The 14,079-nt window shown below is 70.6% G+C and carries 14 protein-coding genes and 1 tRNA gene; 4 read left to right on the forward strand and 11 right to left on the reverse strand.

Features of this window, described 5'->3' with window-relative positions:
- Positions 1-30 precede the first annotated feature (30 nt).
- From RWH44_RS07290 to RWH44_RS07305, 4 genes are read right to left on the reverse strand one after another with little or no spacing between them, the layout of a single operon-like run.
- Positions 31-1,434 (reverse strand): FtsW/RodA/SpoVE family cell cycle protein, encoded by a 1,404-nt coding sequence (locus RWH44_RS07290; RefSeq protein ID WP_298870154.1) that lies wholly within the window; start codon positions 1,432-1,434, stop codon positions 31-33.
- Positions 1,431-2,669, reverse strand: a complete 1,239-nt coding sequence (locus RWH44_RS07295; RefSeq protein ID WP_298870156.1) for a PP2C family protein-serine/threonine phosphatase — start codon at positions 2,667-2,669, stop codon at positions 1,431-1,433. The genes RWH44_RS07290 and RWH44_RS07295 overlap by 4 nt, the downstream gene beginning before the upstream one ends.
- Before the next feature lie 9 nt (positions 2,670-2,678).
- Complete coding sequence (locus tag RWH44_RS07300; protein ID WP_316004047.1) at positions 2,679-3,221, reverse strand: FHA domain-containing protein FhaB/FipA; 543 nt, start codon at positions 3,219-3,221, stop codon at positions 2,679-2,681.
- The gene (locus tag RWH44_RS07305; protein WP_316004048.1) at positions 3,218-3,955 is read right to left on the reverse strand and encodes an FHA domain-containing protein; all 738 of its coding nucleotides are present in this window, start codon (positions 3,953-3,955) and stop codon (positions 3,218-3,220) included. The genes RWH44_RS07300 and RWH44_RS07305 overlap by 4 nt, the downstream gene beginning before the upstream one ends.
- Before the next feature lie 152 nt (positions 3,956-4,107).
- On the opposite strand from RWH44_RS07305, the gene RWH44_RS07310 reads away from it, so the two are divergent.
- The 3 genes from RWH44_RS07310 (at position 4,108) to RWH44_RS07320 (ending at position 6,183) form a co-directional block, all read left to right on the forward strand.
- Positions 4,108-4,191 (forward strand) — tRNA-Leu (locus RWH44_RS07310).
- A gap of 585 nt (positions 4,192-4,776) precedes the next feature.
- Positions 4,777-5,043, forward strand: coding sequence for a GlsB/YeaQ/YmgE family stress response membrane protein (locus RWH44_RS07315; protein WP_298870161.1), 267 nt, complete (start codon positions 4,777-4,779; stop codon positions 5,041-5,043).
- 141 nt (positions 5,044-5,184) lie between these two features.
- Complete coding sequence (locus RWH44_RS07320; protein ID WP_316004049.1) at positions 5,185-6,183, forward strand: endonuclease/exonuclease/phosphatase family protein; 999 nt, start codon at positions 5,185-5,187, stop codon at positions 6,181-6,183.
- A 229-nt stretch (positions 6,184-6,412) separates the two neighbouring features.
- Here the strand turns inward: RWH44_RS07320 and RWH44_RS07325 are convergent, their stop codons facing one another.
- Genes RWH44_RS07325 through RWH44_RS07340 form a run of 4 tightly spaced genes read right to left on the reverse strand, consistent with a single transcriptional unit; the run spans position 6,413 to position 9,436 of the window.
- Positions 6,413-7,090 carry a response regulator gene (locus RWH44_RS07325; RefSeq protein ID WP_298870179.1) on the reverse strand — a complete coding sequence of 226 codons (678 nt, stop codon included), beginning with the start codon at positions 7,088-7,090 and terminating at the stop codon, positions 6,413-6,415.
- On the reverse strand, positions 7,087-8,346 hold the full coding sequence (locus tag RWH44_RS07330; protein WP_316004050.1) for a sensor histidine kinase: 1,260 nt from the start codon (positions 8,344-8,346) through the stop codon (positions 7,087-7,089). The genes RWH44_RS07325 and RWH44_RS07330 overlap by 4 nt, the downstream gene beginning before the upstream one ends.
- A 4-nt stretch (positions 8,347-8,350) precedes the next feature.
- The gene (locus RWH44_RS07335) at positions 8,351-8,779 is read right to left on the reverse strand and encodes a hypothetical protein (RefSeq protein ID WP_298870182.1); all 429 of its coding nucleotides are present in this window, start codon (positions 8,777-8,779) and stop codon (positions 8,351-8,353) included.
- A gap of 48 nt (positions 8,780-8,827) precedes the next feature.
- Positions 8,828-9,436, reverse strand: a complete 609-nt coding sequence (locus RWH44_RS07340) for a GntR family transcriptional regulator (RefSeq protein WP_316004051.1) — start codon at positions 9,434-9,436, stop codon at positions 8,828-8,830.
- 331 nt (positions 9,437-9,767) lie between these two features.
- Here RWH44_RS07340 and RWH44_RS07345 point away from each other — a divergent pair, with 331 nt between their 5' ends.
- Positions 9,768-9,974 (forward strand): cold-shock protein, encoded by a 207-nt coding sequence (locus tag RWH44_RS07345; protein ID WP_136586350.1) that lies wholly within the window; start codon positions 9,768-9,770, stop codon positions 9,972-9,974.
- Between the two features lie 58 nt (positions 9,975-10,032).
- On the opposite strand, the gene RWH44_RS07350 is transcribed toward RWH44_RS07345, so the two are convergent.
- The 3 genes from RWH44_RS07350 to RWH44_RS07360 are packed head-to-tail and all read right to left on the reverse strand — an operon-like array spanning position 10,033 to position 14,023.
- On the reverse strand, positions 10,033-12,108 hold the full coding sequence (locus RWH44_RS07350) for a bifunctional lysylphosphatidylglycerol flippase/synthetase MprF (RefSeq protein ID WP_437127280.1): 2,076 nt from the start codon (positions 12,106-12,108) through the stop codon (positions 10,033-10,035).
- 39 nt (positions 12,109-12,147) lie between these two features.
- The gene (locus RWH44_RS07355; RefSeq protein ID WP_316004053.1) at positions 12,148-13,344 is read right to left on the reverse strand and encodes a hypothetical protein; all 1,197 of its coding nucleotides are present in this window, start codon (positions 13,342-13,344) and stop codon (positions 12,148-12,150) included.
- Positions 13,337-14,023, reverse strand: a complete 687-nt coding sequence (locus tag RWH44_RS07360) for an HAD hydrolase-like protein (protein ID WP_316004054.1) — start codon at positions 14,021-14,023, stop codon at positions 13,337-13,339. The genes RWH44_RS07355 and RWH44_RS07360 overlap by 8 nt, the downstream gene beginning before the upstream one ends.
- Positions 14,024-14,079: the final 56 nt, after the last annotated feature.

A 14,079-nucleotide genomic window follows, 5' to 3' on the forward strand; every position in this document is an offset into this window, starting at 1 on the left:
CGAGTCGGGGGGCGGCGGGGGTGCGGCGCATCAGCCGATCACCACCCGGGGGCGGGAGCGGACGGCGTCGGAGATGCGCAGGAGGAACGCCACGATGATCCAGTTCGCGATCAGCGAGGATCCTCCGGCGGCGAGGAAGGGGGTGGTCAGACCGGTCAGCGGGATGACCCGGGTGACGCCGCCGACCATGATGAACACCTGCAGCGCGATCGTGAACGAGAACCCGGTCGCGAGAAGCTTGCCGAAGTCGTCCTGACCGGCGAGTCCCACACGGATGCCGCGGCTGGTGAACACCATGTACAGCGCGAGGATCGCGAAGATCCCGACGAGGCCGAGCTCCTCTCCGAGGCTGGGGACGATGTAGTCGCTCTGCGACAGGGGCGTGATGTACGGGCGACCCTGGCCGAGCCCGGTGCCGAACAGTCCGCCGTGCGAGAGGCCGAAGATGCCCTGCACCAGCTGATAGCTGCCGCCGTCGCGGTCGATCACGTCCTGATCGAACGCGTTGAGCCAGTTGGCGAATCGACCCTGCACGTAGGGCAGGACACGGGATGCCAGGAACGCACCGCTCGCGACGAGGATGAGGCCGATGACGACCCAGCTCGTCTTGCCGGTCGCGGCGTACAGCATCGCGACGAACATGCCGAAGATGAGCAGGCCCGTACCGAGGTCGCGCTGCAGCACGATGATGCCGAGCGAGACGAGCCAGATGATCAGCACCGGCCCGAGCTCGCGCGCCCGCGGCCAGGTCATGAAGAGGAACCGCGTGCCGGTGGAGGTCAGGCTCTCGCGCGTGCGCACGAGGTAGCCGGCGAAGAAGATCGCGAGGCAGATCTTCGCCAGCTCGCCGGGCTGGAACGACACGAAACCGAGCGAGACCCACACGTCGGCGTTCTGATCGGTGCCCAGTCCCGGCACGAACGGCAGGAGCAGCAGCAGGATGCCGACCAGGCCCGAGAGGTACGTGTACCGGAAGAGCACGCGGTAGTTGCGCACGAAGATCAGCACGGCCAGCGCGCAGACCATCGCGATGGCGGCCCACGCGATCTGGCGGTGGCCCGTGGCATCCCATCCGCTGCTCTGGTCGGCGAGATCGATGCGGTAGATCATCGCGATCCCGAGGCCCGTGAGCACGGTGGCGATGGGGAGGACGAACGGATCGGCGTCGCGCACACGCAGGCGCAGCACGACGTGGATGACGAGACCGAGCACGGCCGGCACCGCCGCGAGCGTGAGGAAGCCGGTGTCGATCGCGCCGGTGGCCCCGAGCTGCACGAGGGCGACCGCTGAGCCGTAGACGGCGATCGCGAAGACGAGCAGGCCCAGCTCGCGGTTGCGCTGCGTCGCCGGGACGCGGATCTTCTTCAGGGCGCGCATGACGGCCGTGTCGGTCGACACGGCGTCGGGCGAACGCGTCTGCTTCTGGTCGGTCATCCGCTTCCCTCCGCCGCCGGTCGCAGGCGGTCGACGATCAGCTCCGCATCGGAGAGCGAGCGGGCCGAGATCGTGGCCTCGACGGTCTGACGGTCGAAGTCCGACAGGTCGGCGAGGACGATGTTCGTGTCCGCGTAGACGGTGGACAGCGAGATCGGCCCGATGGACTGCTGGATGCCGCGGTAGATGACCACCGAGTTCTCGTCGGCGCCGACGTAATACCGCGTCTGCGTCCAGTTGTATCCGGCGAACAGGGCGAGACCGATGCCGGCCAGCACGACCAGCAGCGCCGCGAGCCACCCGAAGCGGCGTCGGCGTGCGCGTCGGCGGTCTTCTTCGATGAGCTCCTCGAGGAACTCGGCGGCGGGCTCGAAGTGGGTGGGTTCGTTCGCGACCTGGCGGGCGTGGTGCAGCCAGGTGGGCCGGCTGGGCCGAGCCGCGGGCACCACGACACCACTCGGGTTGGAGGCGGAACCGACGATCGCCGGCGTGCCGATGAACACCGGATGCTGGCCGCCCACGTCGACGAGCACCACGGTGACGTTGTCGGGGGCGCCGCCGTCGAGCGCCTGCTTGAGCAGAGCGTCGGCCGTACGCGCCGGGGGCATGCCGAGGGCGAGCGTCTTGGCCGTGTGCGCGTCGTCGACGACGCCGGACAGTCCGTCGGAGCACAGCAGCCAGCGGTCGCCGTCCTGCGTCGGCATGATGAAGCTGTCGACCTCGGGGTCGGGGTCCATGTCGCCGAGCACGCGCATGAGGACGGAACGACGAGGGTGGTACCGCGCCTCTTCGGGCGTGATGCGACCCGAATCCACCAGACGCTGCACGAACGTGTGGTCGGCCGTGATCTGCGTGAGGGTGTCGTCGCGGTAGAGGTAGATGCGCGAATCGCCGATGTGCCCGATCACGGCGTAGTCGTCGACCATCACCAGGGCGCTGACGGTGGTGCCCATTCCGGCGAGCTCGGGGCGTCGCGCGACGGTGTCGATCAGCTCGGCCGCGGTGTCGGCGAGGGCGTCGCGGATCGCGTGCTCCGCCTGCGCGGGGGTCGAGTAGGGCTGATCGAGCTCGGTCAGACGCTGGATCGCCAGACTCGAGGCGACGTCACCTCCGGCGTGCCCGCCCATGCCGTCGGCGACCACGAAGAGATTGGACCCGGCATAGCCGGAGTCCTGGTTGTTGGAGCGCACCTTGCCCGTGTGCGAGATGGCGGCGCTCGAGCCCTGGAAGACCATGGAGGTGGCTTACGTCCTCAACTCGAACGTGGTCGCGCCGACCTTGATGGGCGCTCCCACCTTGACCTGCACGGGTGAGGCGACGCGGACGCCGTCGTGGGTGGTGCCGTTGGTGGAGTCGAGGTCCTGCAGCATCCACTGGTCGCCCCACAGCACGAGACGCGCATGGTGGCTGGAGGTGTAGTCGTCGCGGATGACGAGACCCGACTCGCTCGAGCGGCCGATCGTGAGCGGCTCGGTGCCCAGCGGGAGCTCGAGACCCGCCTTGGGGCCGCTCGTGATGACGATGCGCGAGACCGCCGAGGTCGTCGCGAGTCCGCCGACCGGGGCGGGAGCGGGAGGCGCAGCCGGCCGCTTGACCTGCGTGGTCACGGCGTCGGGAGACGCGGTCGGTGCGGCCACCGCGGGGGCGGGGGAGGCCGCGGGCTCGGGGAGCTTGCGCACCTTGACGCCGAAGAGGTCGGCGCGCAGGGAGTACACGACGCCGAACACGAAGAACCACAGCAGCACGAGGAACCCGCCCTGCAGAAGAAGAAGAGTCAGCTGACTCATGACAGGGGTCCCCGTTCCCGGACGTCGAAGATGCTCGTGGCGTCGGGCGCCTGCGGGCGCCGCGGCGGCTGCGCCTGCGCGACCACACGGAACACGATATTGGTGCGGCCGATCGAGATCGTCGAATCCGGCGGCAGCGCGGCCTCGGAGACCTTGCGGCCGTTCAGGGTGGTGCCGTTGGTCGAACCCAGGTCGCGGACCATGGCGCGCTCGCCGTCCCACAGGATCTCGACGTGCTTGCGGCTGGTGCCGGCGTCGGGGATGGTGATGTCGGCGTCGCTTCCGCGCCCGATCACCGTGCGCGAGCTCGTGAGCGGATGACGCTTCCCGTCGATGTCGACGACCCCGCGCCAGGCGACGCGACCCTCGGTGGTCTGCGAGTCCACCCGGAGCGTGCCCGTCGACAGTGAGGCGTCGCGCTCGATCGTGATGGCCACGGGACCGGCGAACGAGTACCCCTGCGTGCGGGCGTGCTTCTTCACGAGCGTGTCGAGCTCGGTGAGCAGCGTCGAGCCCAGGGCGCCCATCTTCTCGTCATCGGCGGGCGAGAGGCGGACCGTGAACGCGTTCGGGGCGAGGATGCGCTCGCGGGTGACCACCACGGCCTTCTTGTCGAGCTCGCTGCGCAGCGCGGAGGCGATCTCCACCGGCTGGATGCCGCTGCGGAAGGTCTTCGCGAACGCACCATTGACGGCGCGTTCGAGACCTTTCTCGAAACTGTCGAGTAGTCCCACGAGACTCCTTCGGGCAGGCAAACCAGTAGGCACATCGTAGCCAGGGCTGCTGGACAGGTCATGGAAGCGCCCTGCGACGGCCGCGTTTCGTCACGCGGACGCCGCCGTGATATTGTCGGGAAGTTGAGTTCGCGGCATCCGTGCCGCATCTCGCGCGAGTGGCGGAATAGGTAGACGCGCTGGCTTCAGGTGCCAGTGCCCGCAAGGGCGTGGGGGTTCAAGTCCCCCCTCGCGCACAGAACGAGAAAGGCCCCGGGGTTCATCCCCGGGGCCTTTCTCGTTGTCTGCGGGAGTGGGAGGGCTTGAACGCGTGTGGGGTTGGGCCCACGCCGCCGGCCGCAGGGGAAGCGGAGACGCGCGCCGGCCGCCATCGGTGAGAAAGTTATCCACAGTTTCCACCCCTTGTGAACGAAGTTCTCCCCAGCGCGCTTGCTGTCTCGATCAACGGACCCGTCCCGCAGAATTACGCGGATGTAATTCGCCTGCAACCCCGGAAAGACGCGTTGAAGAGCGGCGTCGATCAGGCTGCGCCGCAGCGTCCATCCGAACTTCCCACAGGGTTATCCACATGACTTTTTCGATTGTGCACAGAGTTGTCCACAGTTGGGGGATCGGGGTTCGGCGGCGAAGCGGCGAGTCGCGCTTCACTGCCGTGAGAAGGCGTACCGCCGCCGCGGGACGGGCGTTCGCGCGTCGCGCGAACCAGACAAACCCCTCCGACGCAACCCACCCCTCGAAACGCTTACCTGGGAGGAACCTGGAAGCAATGAGAGTCCCGCCTCCCGCGGGCTTCGATTCTCACTCGCGAAAGGAACGACAACATGGGATTCTTCGGATTTCTCCTCCTCGGCCTGTTGGCCGGCGCCATCGCCAAGCTGATCCTCCCCGGGAAGCAGGGCGGCGGATGGCTCGTCACGCTGCTGCTCGGTGTCGTGGGCGCGCTCCTCGGCGGATTCCTCGGTGGCCTGCTGTTCAACGCTCCGCTCCAGGACTTCTTCTCGATCCAGACGTGGCTGCTGGCCATCGGCGGATCGATCATCGTGCTGCTGATCTACGGCCTCATCGTGGGTCGTCGCGCCGCGCGCTGATCACTGACCCGAGGGCCCGGGGCGCGAAACCGCGTCCCGGGCCCTCGCACGTCGTGCCGACGACGATCCGACAGTCCCGCGGTGCCTCCGCATCGGGGGAATGTCGTACGAGGTCATGACGGGCGCGGTTTACTGATCAGGATGCCGACCAGACCCCGCCCCTCGTTCGTGATCGCGCTGCTGTTCGGTGCGGTCGCGGCGACCGTCGCGATCTGGCCCCAGGGGATCGGCATCCATCGTCTGCCGCTCGTCGCCAACGCCATCTCGTTCCGGGCCCTGCTGGCGATCGGCCTCACGGTGGCGGCCCTCGTGTTCGCTGCGGTCGCGGCGCGACGCCGACGCTGGGGAGTGTCGGCGGCCCTCGCCCTGTCGCTCCTCGTGGCATCGGTGGGCAACGGCGTCGTGCTCGCGGTGCGTGGTCCGGGTTCGGTGGTGCCCGACGGAGACCTCACCGTCATGGCCTGGAACACCTACGGGGGATCGGTCCCTCCGGAGCGGATCGCTCGAGCGGTGCGGGAGACGGGCGCCGACGTCGTGAGCCTGCCCGAGACGGATGCCTTCGCCGCAGCCGAGGTGACCGCCATCCTGGAGGCGGACGGTGTCTCGATGCACCACGACACGGTGTGGGCGGCGGAGGGCGGGGAGATGATCCCCACCTCGATCCTCATCTCCGACGAGCTCGGCGCGTACCGGCGGGACACCCTCGCGGGGTCGACGCCCGGACTGCCGAGCGGAGTGTGGCGCCCGGCCGATGGCTCAGGTCCCACGCTGGTCGCCGCACACCCGATGCCGCCTTTCCCCGAGGTCCTCGCGCAGTGGAACGCCGGGCTGGGCTGGATCGCCGACGTCTGCACCGATGACGACGTGATCGTCGCGGGCGACCTCAACGCGACCCTCGATCACTTCGCCGGGTACGGCACCGACGGAGGGGATCTGGGCGGATGCCGTGATGCCGCAGCCGTCGCGGGCGCCGCCGCGGTGGGGACCTGGCCCGTGCGGCTACCGTCGCTCCTGGGGGCGCCCATCGATCACGTGCTCGTCGGCTCGGGATGGGTCGTCGACGGGTTCGCCGTCGTCACCGGGTCCGACGACGCGGGAAGCGATCACCGGCCGATCGTGGCGAAGCTGTCCCGACGCTGAGTCTTACCGACGCTGAGGTGAGGAGCGCCCGCGCGGGCCGGTGGCCGCGCGGGGCCGCCCCCAAACTCCCGGCCCCGCGCGGACCAGCGGCGAAGCCCTGCCGCTGTGAGCAGCATTCTGGCGCGTTCGCGGCGGGCCGTGCGCATCATTCCTGCGGGGTGCTTCGCGTGCTCCCTCGCGTGGCGCGGAAATCGGGCTCGGGGACCGGCCGCGATTTCATCCGTTCGGACTACGGGTTGCGGCGATCGAGGCCGTTCCGGGCGCCCCAGAGGGCGAGCTGCGTCCGATCGTCGAGATGGAGCTTGCGGAGGGCGGCCGCCGTCTGAGTCCGCACGGTGTTGACCGAGACGCAGAGGTGACGGGCGATGTCGTCGTTGGAGGTCACGCCACTGCTCAGCAGTCCCACCACCCGCCGTTCGGCGGCGGTGAGCAGCTCGAGCTGCGCGGGATCCGCCGGTGCCGGCCGCGCCTCGCGGAGTTCGCGGAGCAGCCGCGGGGCGACCAGAGGCGAGATCGTCGCGGTGCCGGCCGCGGCGCCGCGGATCACCGGCAGCAGCTGATCGCTGTCGTGCCCCTTCACCAGATACCCGCTGGCACCGGCCTCGAGGGCGTCGACGAGGAAGGCGTCGGACACCTCGCTGGTGAGGAGGACGACACGACAGCGGTCGCCACGATCAGCCGTGATCCGACGGGTGGCCTCGATGCCGTCCATTCCGGGCATGTGGAGATCCATGAGCACGACGTCGACCCGCTCTGCGCGCGCGAGGACCACGGCATCCTGGCCATTCGATGCCTCCCCGGCGACACGGATCCCCCGCGCGTTCTCGAGTCGGAGGCGGATGCCGCGGCGCACCGTGCGGTTGTCGTCGACGATGAGGACGCTGACCTCCGGGTCGTCGGCCGTCACGGCGAGACCGAGTCGAAGACGCCGACGGGCGCGCGGAGAACCACGGACCACCCGCCGTCTTCGCGGGGGCCCGCGGTGAGGGCGCCGTGGATGAGGTCCACCCGCTCGGCCATGCCGGTCAGTCCCCACCCGAGACCCCCGGCATCCGGCGCGGCGCGGGGGACGAGGGCGGCGTCGTTCTGCACGGAGACCCGCAGTATCGCGGGGGAGGCCTCGACGTCGACCCTCGTCACTGCTCCCGGCGCGTGCTTGCTCGCATTCGTGAGGGCCTCCTGCACGACGCGGTACGCCGTCGTGGAGACCATCGCGGGAAGGTCGGCGATGGACCCGCGCACGTCGACGTCGATGCTCATGCCGCGCGCCGCCCAGAAGTCGCGCAGTGCGTCGAGGGAGCGCAGGTCGAGGGTCGGTTCGACGCGGGAGCCGTTCTGGATGCGCAGGTCTCGCAGGGCGGCGTACAGGCTGGCCGAGGCGAAGCGGCCCTCGGCCCGCATCTCCGCGATCAGCTCGGTCGCCTGCGCGGTGTCGAGGACGTCGATGTCGACCGCCGCGTCGGCCAGGGAGAGCAGCCCGGCGAGGTGCTGACCCGCCACGTCGTGCAGCTCCTGTGCGATGCGCGCGCGTTCGAGGGCGGTGACGCGCTCCATCTCGGCGGCATGACGTTCGGCGGCGGCGGCGAGCTCGTCGCGCGTTCGTCGCAGGACGCGCATGCGCCGCGCCCACCAGACGCCCAGGGCCACCGCTCCCGCGACCGGGGTGCCGAAAGCGAGGAGGGTCTCGAAGACGAAGCTCGCCACGATCCCGGGGGTGGCGCCCGTCGACATCGCCCAGGCGAACAGCGACAGACTCACCGCGCCGACGACCGCGACGGACCAGACGATCGCGACGAGCGGTCGCCTGCCCGCGGCGAGGAGGAACACGGCGACCGCCACCACCAGGGGAAGAGCCGTGAGCCAGCGGGGGATGGACAGGCCGACGACGAGGGCGACGTAGCAGCCCGCGGTGCCGACGACCGCGATCACCGGCGCGCGGGCGCCCAGGAAGAGGAATGCGCTCTGGGCCGCGCAGCCGAGGACCACGAGGGCCACGACGGCGGGAAGGGGCACGGGTCCCTCCCACGGGAACTCGCCCTCCAGCAGGCCCGCGAGGGGGTTGATGAGCGACTGCACCGTGGTGACGACGAAGACGATCGCGACGAAGACCGCCATCGAGCGGGGGCGCGTCAGGACGCGGGTGAAGTCGTCGTTCGTCGGCACCGCGTCACTCTAGCGTCGGCGGCAACACGTAGACCACGTCGGCCCCGTCGTGCTCGTGCTCGACGAAACCGATGCGCGCGAGCATGTCGTGGGCGGGCTCGTCGTCGGCCGATACGCAGGCGTAGAGCGGACGCTCGGCCTCGCGCACCGTCAGTTGACGCAGCGCCTCCGTCGGTGCGGTGTCATCCGCCTCCGGCGAGACGGCCAGCAGGATCTCCCGGTCGCCGTCGACGTCCATTGCGGCAGCGACGCCGGTGACCCGGTCGTCCTGGGAGATCGTGAAGACCTCGACATCGGAACGTTCCACCCAGGCATCGAACGACGCCCGGCCGTCGAAGACGCCGCGGGGCCAGGACGATGTGCTGTCCCGCACGGCGTCGAACGCGGCGTCCCGGTTGTCGTCGGTGAGGGGGCGCAGCTCGATGTGGGGCATGGCGTCACGCTAGCGCCGTGCGGCGGCGGCGCGTCAGACCTTGTGCGGTCAGGCGAAACCGTGCAGCGTCAGGAACGTCCAGCTGGCGCCGTTGGCATCGCGTCGCGCGATCTGTTCGTGCAGATGCCGGAAGAGCGGTTCGCGGGTGTCGTCGTCGATGCTCGCCCACCCGTCGAGATTGCGGCGGAGGACGAGATCGGTCTGTTCGTAGGCCTTCCGGAAGACGACATTGCGCGAATCGGCCACCAGTTGCGAATACAAGGTCATCGCGGCCTCGACGTAGGCGCTCGAGGACGGGGCCTGGCGGAGGGCGTCGACGATGCTCAGCAATCGGACGATCTCCTCGTCGTCGGCGCGAGCGAGGGCGACGTGCATCACGCCGGCGATCGTGTGCGCGGCGTACTCGCGCATGTCCGTCCGGGCGCGGTCGGTGAGCGCGGCCACGCGCGTGTACCTGTTGGCGGCGACCTCGACGAGACCGATTCTCTCGAGACGCTGCAACGCCTCGCGGACGGGGGTGCGGGAGATACCCATGAGCGCGGCCAATTCCACGTCGCGCAGACGGTCGCCCGGCTGCAGGCGACCGTCGACGATGGCCTCGCCGAGAGAGCGATATGCCTCATCGACGAGGGCCGAAGCACGCCGCCGACCATCCATGAGGCGGATTTTACGGCCCATCTTTAGCACAGAACATCGTCATAACTGACTGATTCTTCGTTTTCGTGTCGCGCGCACGCTTCCGCGACGGTAAAGTGATCGCCGTCACGCATCGCGTGGCATATCCGGGGGGATCCGTCGACGCCCGGGCTTCGAGCTCTGCTCAGCCCGGGCGTCGTATGGGCTCAGGGCATTTCCACCGGCCATTCCGCCGCATTCTGCCGACCGCAACGTTTATGTCACGGAGCCGTGCATCGGACGATTCCGGCCATTACCGTGGGGGCACAGACCGGCGCGCTCGGCGTCGGCTCAAGCGGAAAACGGCATGACGATGAGCACGCAGGGCACGGTCAAGTGGTTCAACTCGGAGAAGGGCTTCGGCTTCATCGCCCCGGATGACGGTGGGCAGGACGTCTTCGCGCACTACAGCGCCATCCAATCGGGCGGTTACCGCTCGCTCGAGGAGAACCAGCGCGTGGAGTTCGAGATCGCCCAGGGCCCCAAGGGCCTGCAGGCCGAGAACATCCGCGCGCTCTGACGCGTCCGGCTGCGGCCGGTGCCGCTCCGCCCGCGCGCACTCGCGCCGGTCGGGGCGATCAGCGTTCCTGGCGCACGAGGTCCACGCCGGCGGCCGCGAACTGCCGGAGCGTGGCGTGGGGCAGGAACGCGCGCGTCAGCGCCGCACCGATCCGCGTGAGGTCGGCTTCGTCGCGGTAGAGCAGGTACATCGTCTCGTACCGCGGGTGGAACTTCTGCTTGAAGCGGTGCAGTGACGCGAAGCCGTAGACCGGCTCGAGCATGTCGGCCATGCGCGTCTGCAGGTCGGCGATGGCGCCGGCATCCGGGGGATACTCGTGCGCCAGCGGAGCGCCCGACAGCGACATGACCTGAGCGCCCTCGGCCGAGAACTGCTGTGCCGACGATCCGATCAGGTATTCCATGACGGGACCGAAGCCACCGTCACGCCGTCGCATGAGATCGAGGGTCCACCCCCGCACCTCCCCCTCGCCGTAGACCGGCAGCCACGAGAGGAATCCGTCGACGTCGCCGTCGGGGGAGACCGCCAGGGCCAGCCGCACCTCGGGGTCGGAGGCCTCGTGCAGTGTGCCGAGGGTGAAGCCCATCTCGGGGAGACCCTTGTCGCCGACCCAGCTCTCGGAGATCGCCCGCAACTGCTGGCGCACTCCCCACGGTTCATCGCCGAGGCGCGTGAGCCGGAACGTCATGCCCTCTCTCTGCGCGCGGTTCAGCGAGGTTCGCACGGCGCCCCAGGCCTTGCCGGTGAACTGCAGACCCGGCAGATCGACCACGGTGTCGTCGGCGACGACGATCCGACGCCAATCCGCGGGCACGGCGGCGCTCGTCGCCTCGCCGGCGCTGAAGAAGCAGGGGGCGAGGCCCGCAGCCTCGGACCGCTCGATGAAGCGGCGCACGGTGGCGGCGCGATCGGCATCCGGCCCGAGCGGATCGCCGAGCGCGAGGGCGACCCCGGACCGGCGTTGGTAGGCGACGATCCCGCGACCGAACCGCGCGTACGACATGCCGTCCCAGGTCGTCATCCATGACAGCGTCCCCCCACCGGTGGCGCGCAGCTCGGCCTTCACGTCGTCGACAGCCGGTGCGGGCCCGTCGCCGAGGGCGGCGCGCGGACGAGCGTGGAACGCGCCGCGCACCAGCACGAAGTAGGCGGATGCCACGATCCACAGCACCGACGAGGCCAGGATGCTCGTGACGTCGGTGTCGATCTCGGCCTCGACACCGGACAGGCCGACGGCGACCAGGATGCCGATGACCGCCACGACGAGCAGGACGTTGAGGAGGCAGTACAGCAGGACGAGGACCCACGCCCACCGGCGACCCCGGCGCAGGGACGTGGCGACGACCAGCACGACCGCGGTGTTGATCGCCACGTCGACCCAGGAGCCGGAGGTCGCGGCCGAGGTGCCGAACGGGCCGGTCATCGGCGCGACGTACCCGAGGATCTCGATGGCACCCAGGCCGCACACGACGACGAAGGCGATGAGGCGCTGCTCGCGCACGCTCACGCGCTGCGGTCGGAGCGAGCGGTCGACCGCGAGCACCAGGCCCACCGCGAGCACGTGCTCGAGATCGGGGAGCGAGCCGTAGTAGACGAACGTCACGGCCAGGATCGCGATGAACACGGTCCACGCGCGGAGTCGCCACGGGGAGGGCAGGAGCGCGAGCGCTCCGGCGATGCACGCGAAGACACCTCCCGAGGGGCCGACGTCGAGGACGACGGCCTGCTCCTGCGCCCACGACCACGGCAACAACGACGCGAGGGCGAGGAACCCCGCCGCCGCCAGGACGGAGAAGAGCTGGCCTCCGGCGAAGTAGATCGCGGCGACGCGGCTCCCCCGGCGGTGCTCGAAGAAGGCCATCACCGCCAGGGCGGGGATGCCGGCGAGATACACCCAGGGCGCCGAGACGAAGAAGGTGCCGGTGACGGGGGTCCACCACCGCCCCTCGGCGAGGGCGGGCAGCCCGTAGGCGACGTCGGCCCACATCGGGGAGGCCGAGAACGGCGACCACAGGCCGCCTCCGACGACTCCGACGACGAGGAGGACGGCGACCAGCCCGAGGGTGACCGGGATGCGCCGTGCGGCATTCGTGAGGTGTGCGATGCGGGAGGAGTCCGCCGTGCCACTCACCATCATGCCGCTCACCATATTGCACGGTGCGGCGACGCCGCCTCAGCCGCGGGCGGCGGGAACCGCGTGCCATGCCGCCCGGGCGTTGGCCAGGGCTTCGGCGGCGTCGGTGGCCGCGCGGGCGGCGGCGAGCTCGTGGCGCGCCCGAGCGAGTCGCCGGCGGTCGGCGATGGGCGGGGCGTCGTCGCGCGCCTCCGCCGCAGCGACGGCGGCTCGCGCGCACGCGAGCGTGCCGGGAAGAGCGGCGCGAGCGGCTTCGAGTCGCTGGCGCGCGTTGACAGCGGTGCCCAGGGCGTGATCGCGAGTCTCTCGGACGCGCGCCACGGTCGCGATCGCCTCGCGCGGGCGACGAACGGCGGCGGCGGCCGCGGCGTCGAGCTCTTCGAGAGCCGCGCGCAGCGTCTCTTCGGCGGACGGCGCGCAGTCCGCGGGGCGGGCCACGGCGATCGCCAGCGCCGCATCGAGCTCGTCGCGGGCGGCCGCGAGTTCTTCCTCGGCGTTGTCGGCCGCCTGGAGAGCGATGCGGTGGGCGTCCTCGACGGCACGTCCGTGCCGCTCGGCGCGTCGCAGCGCTGCGGTCGCGCGTCGGAGGACGGCGGGAGAAGGATCGGTCTCGGCGTCGCGCAGCGCCTCGTCGGCGTCGGAGAGCGCCGCGGCAGCGGCATCGGCCGCTCGCTGCGCGTCGATCCAGTCGGATGCATCGAAGCGCTGCCGGAGAGCCGCGAGGAGGGGTTCCGGGTCGCCCGTCGCGGAGAGGATCGCGTCGCGGCGCGCTCGTGCGGCGTCACGCAGGGCGGAGGGGGAGCGACCGGCGGCAGCCCATTCGTCGAGGCGTTCTCCGAGAGCGTCGACCCGCGCCCGGCTCGCGTCGAGCTCCTCGCCGACACGTCGAGCCTGATCGCGCCGACGCGCCGGGACGGCGGAGCGGTCGTCCAGCGCGTCCAGGTCGATGAATCCGCGGTCGCGGGCGCGGTGCACGGCGGAGCGTCCGCGCCGCAGCTCCGTCGGGGCGTCCGGCGCGTCGAGCGCGTCGACGGACTCGAAGGCCACGTCGAGCTCCTCCACGGCGTCGTCGAGCCGGCGCAGCGCCTCCGCCGCACCGGCCACGGCCTCGTCGGCCGCGCTGCGGGCGCGCGGAGAGCGCCCCGCCGCCCGCACGACGAGCACGATCACGAGGGCGACGACGACCGCCGCGACGAGGGCGATGACGAACGGCACCGCCGCGGCGAGGTCAGGCACCGGCGGGATCCTCCAGGAGCAGCAGAGAGCGCAGCTGCGCGACGTCATCGACGACCGCCTGGGCGCCGTCTGCCTCGTGGGGCCAGCTGAAGCCCCACCGCACGAAGATCACCGGCACCCCGGCATCCGCCCCGCCTTCGACGTCGTGATGCCGGTCGCCGATCAGGACGGGGCGCGAGACGTCGACTCCGGTGGCGGCGAGACGACGAAGCGCCTCGCGGACGATGTCGGCCTTCGAGCTGAGGGTGCGTTCGTCGAGGGTCGCCCCCACGATGGCCTCGAGGTCGGGGGCCAGGCCGAAGTGGTCCATGAGGGCCACGACCTGGACCTCGGGCTTCGAGCTCGCGGTGGACTGCGGCACTCCGGCCGCGTGCACGTCGTGCAGGAGGTCGGCCACGCCGGGATAGAGCTGCGCGCTGACCGTGTAGCCCTCGCTCTTGTTGAGCTGGCGGTAGAACACCACCGCTTCGGTCGCCTGCTCGGGCGTCATCCCGACGTTGGCCTGGAACGACTCGAACATCGGCGGGCCGATCCAGTGCGACAGCTCACCGCGCGTGGGCGCCCGGTGGCCGAAATGCTCGAGCGTGGTGGTCAGGCGGCGGAGGATCCCCTCCGATGCGTCGACGAGAGTGCCGTCGACGTCCCACAGGACGCAGGAGAAGGGAGAGCGTACGCGCATACGACCACGCTACCGGCGGAGTCGTGCGGCCCGGGTCCCACGGGTGGGCGGGCCTC

The organism is Microbacterium phycohabitans, assembly GCF_032464935.1.
In the GTDB taxonomy this organism is placed as follows: Bacteria; Actinomycetota; Actinomycetes; order Actinomycetales; family Microbacteriaceae; genus Microbacterium; species Microbacterium phycohabitans.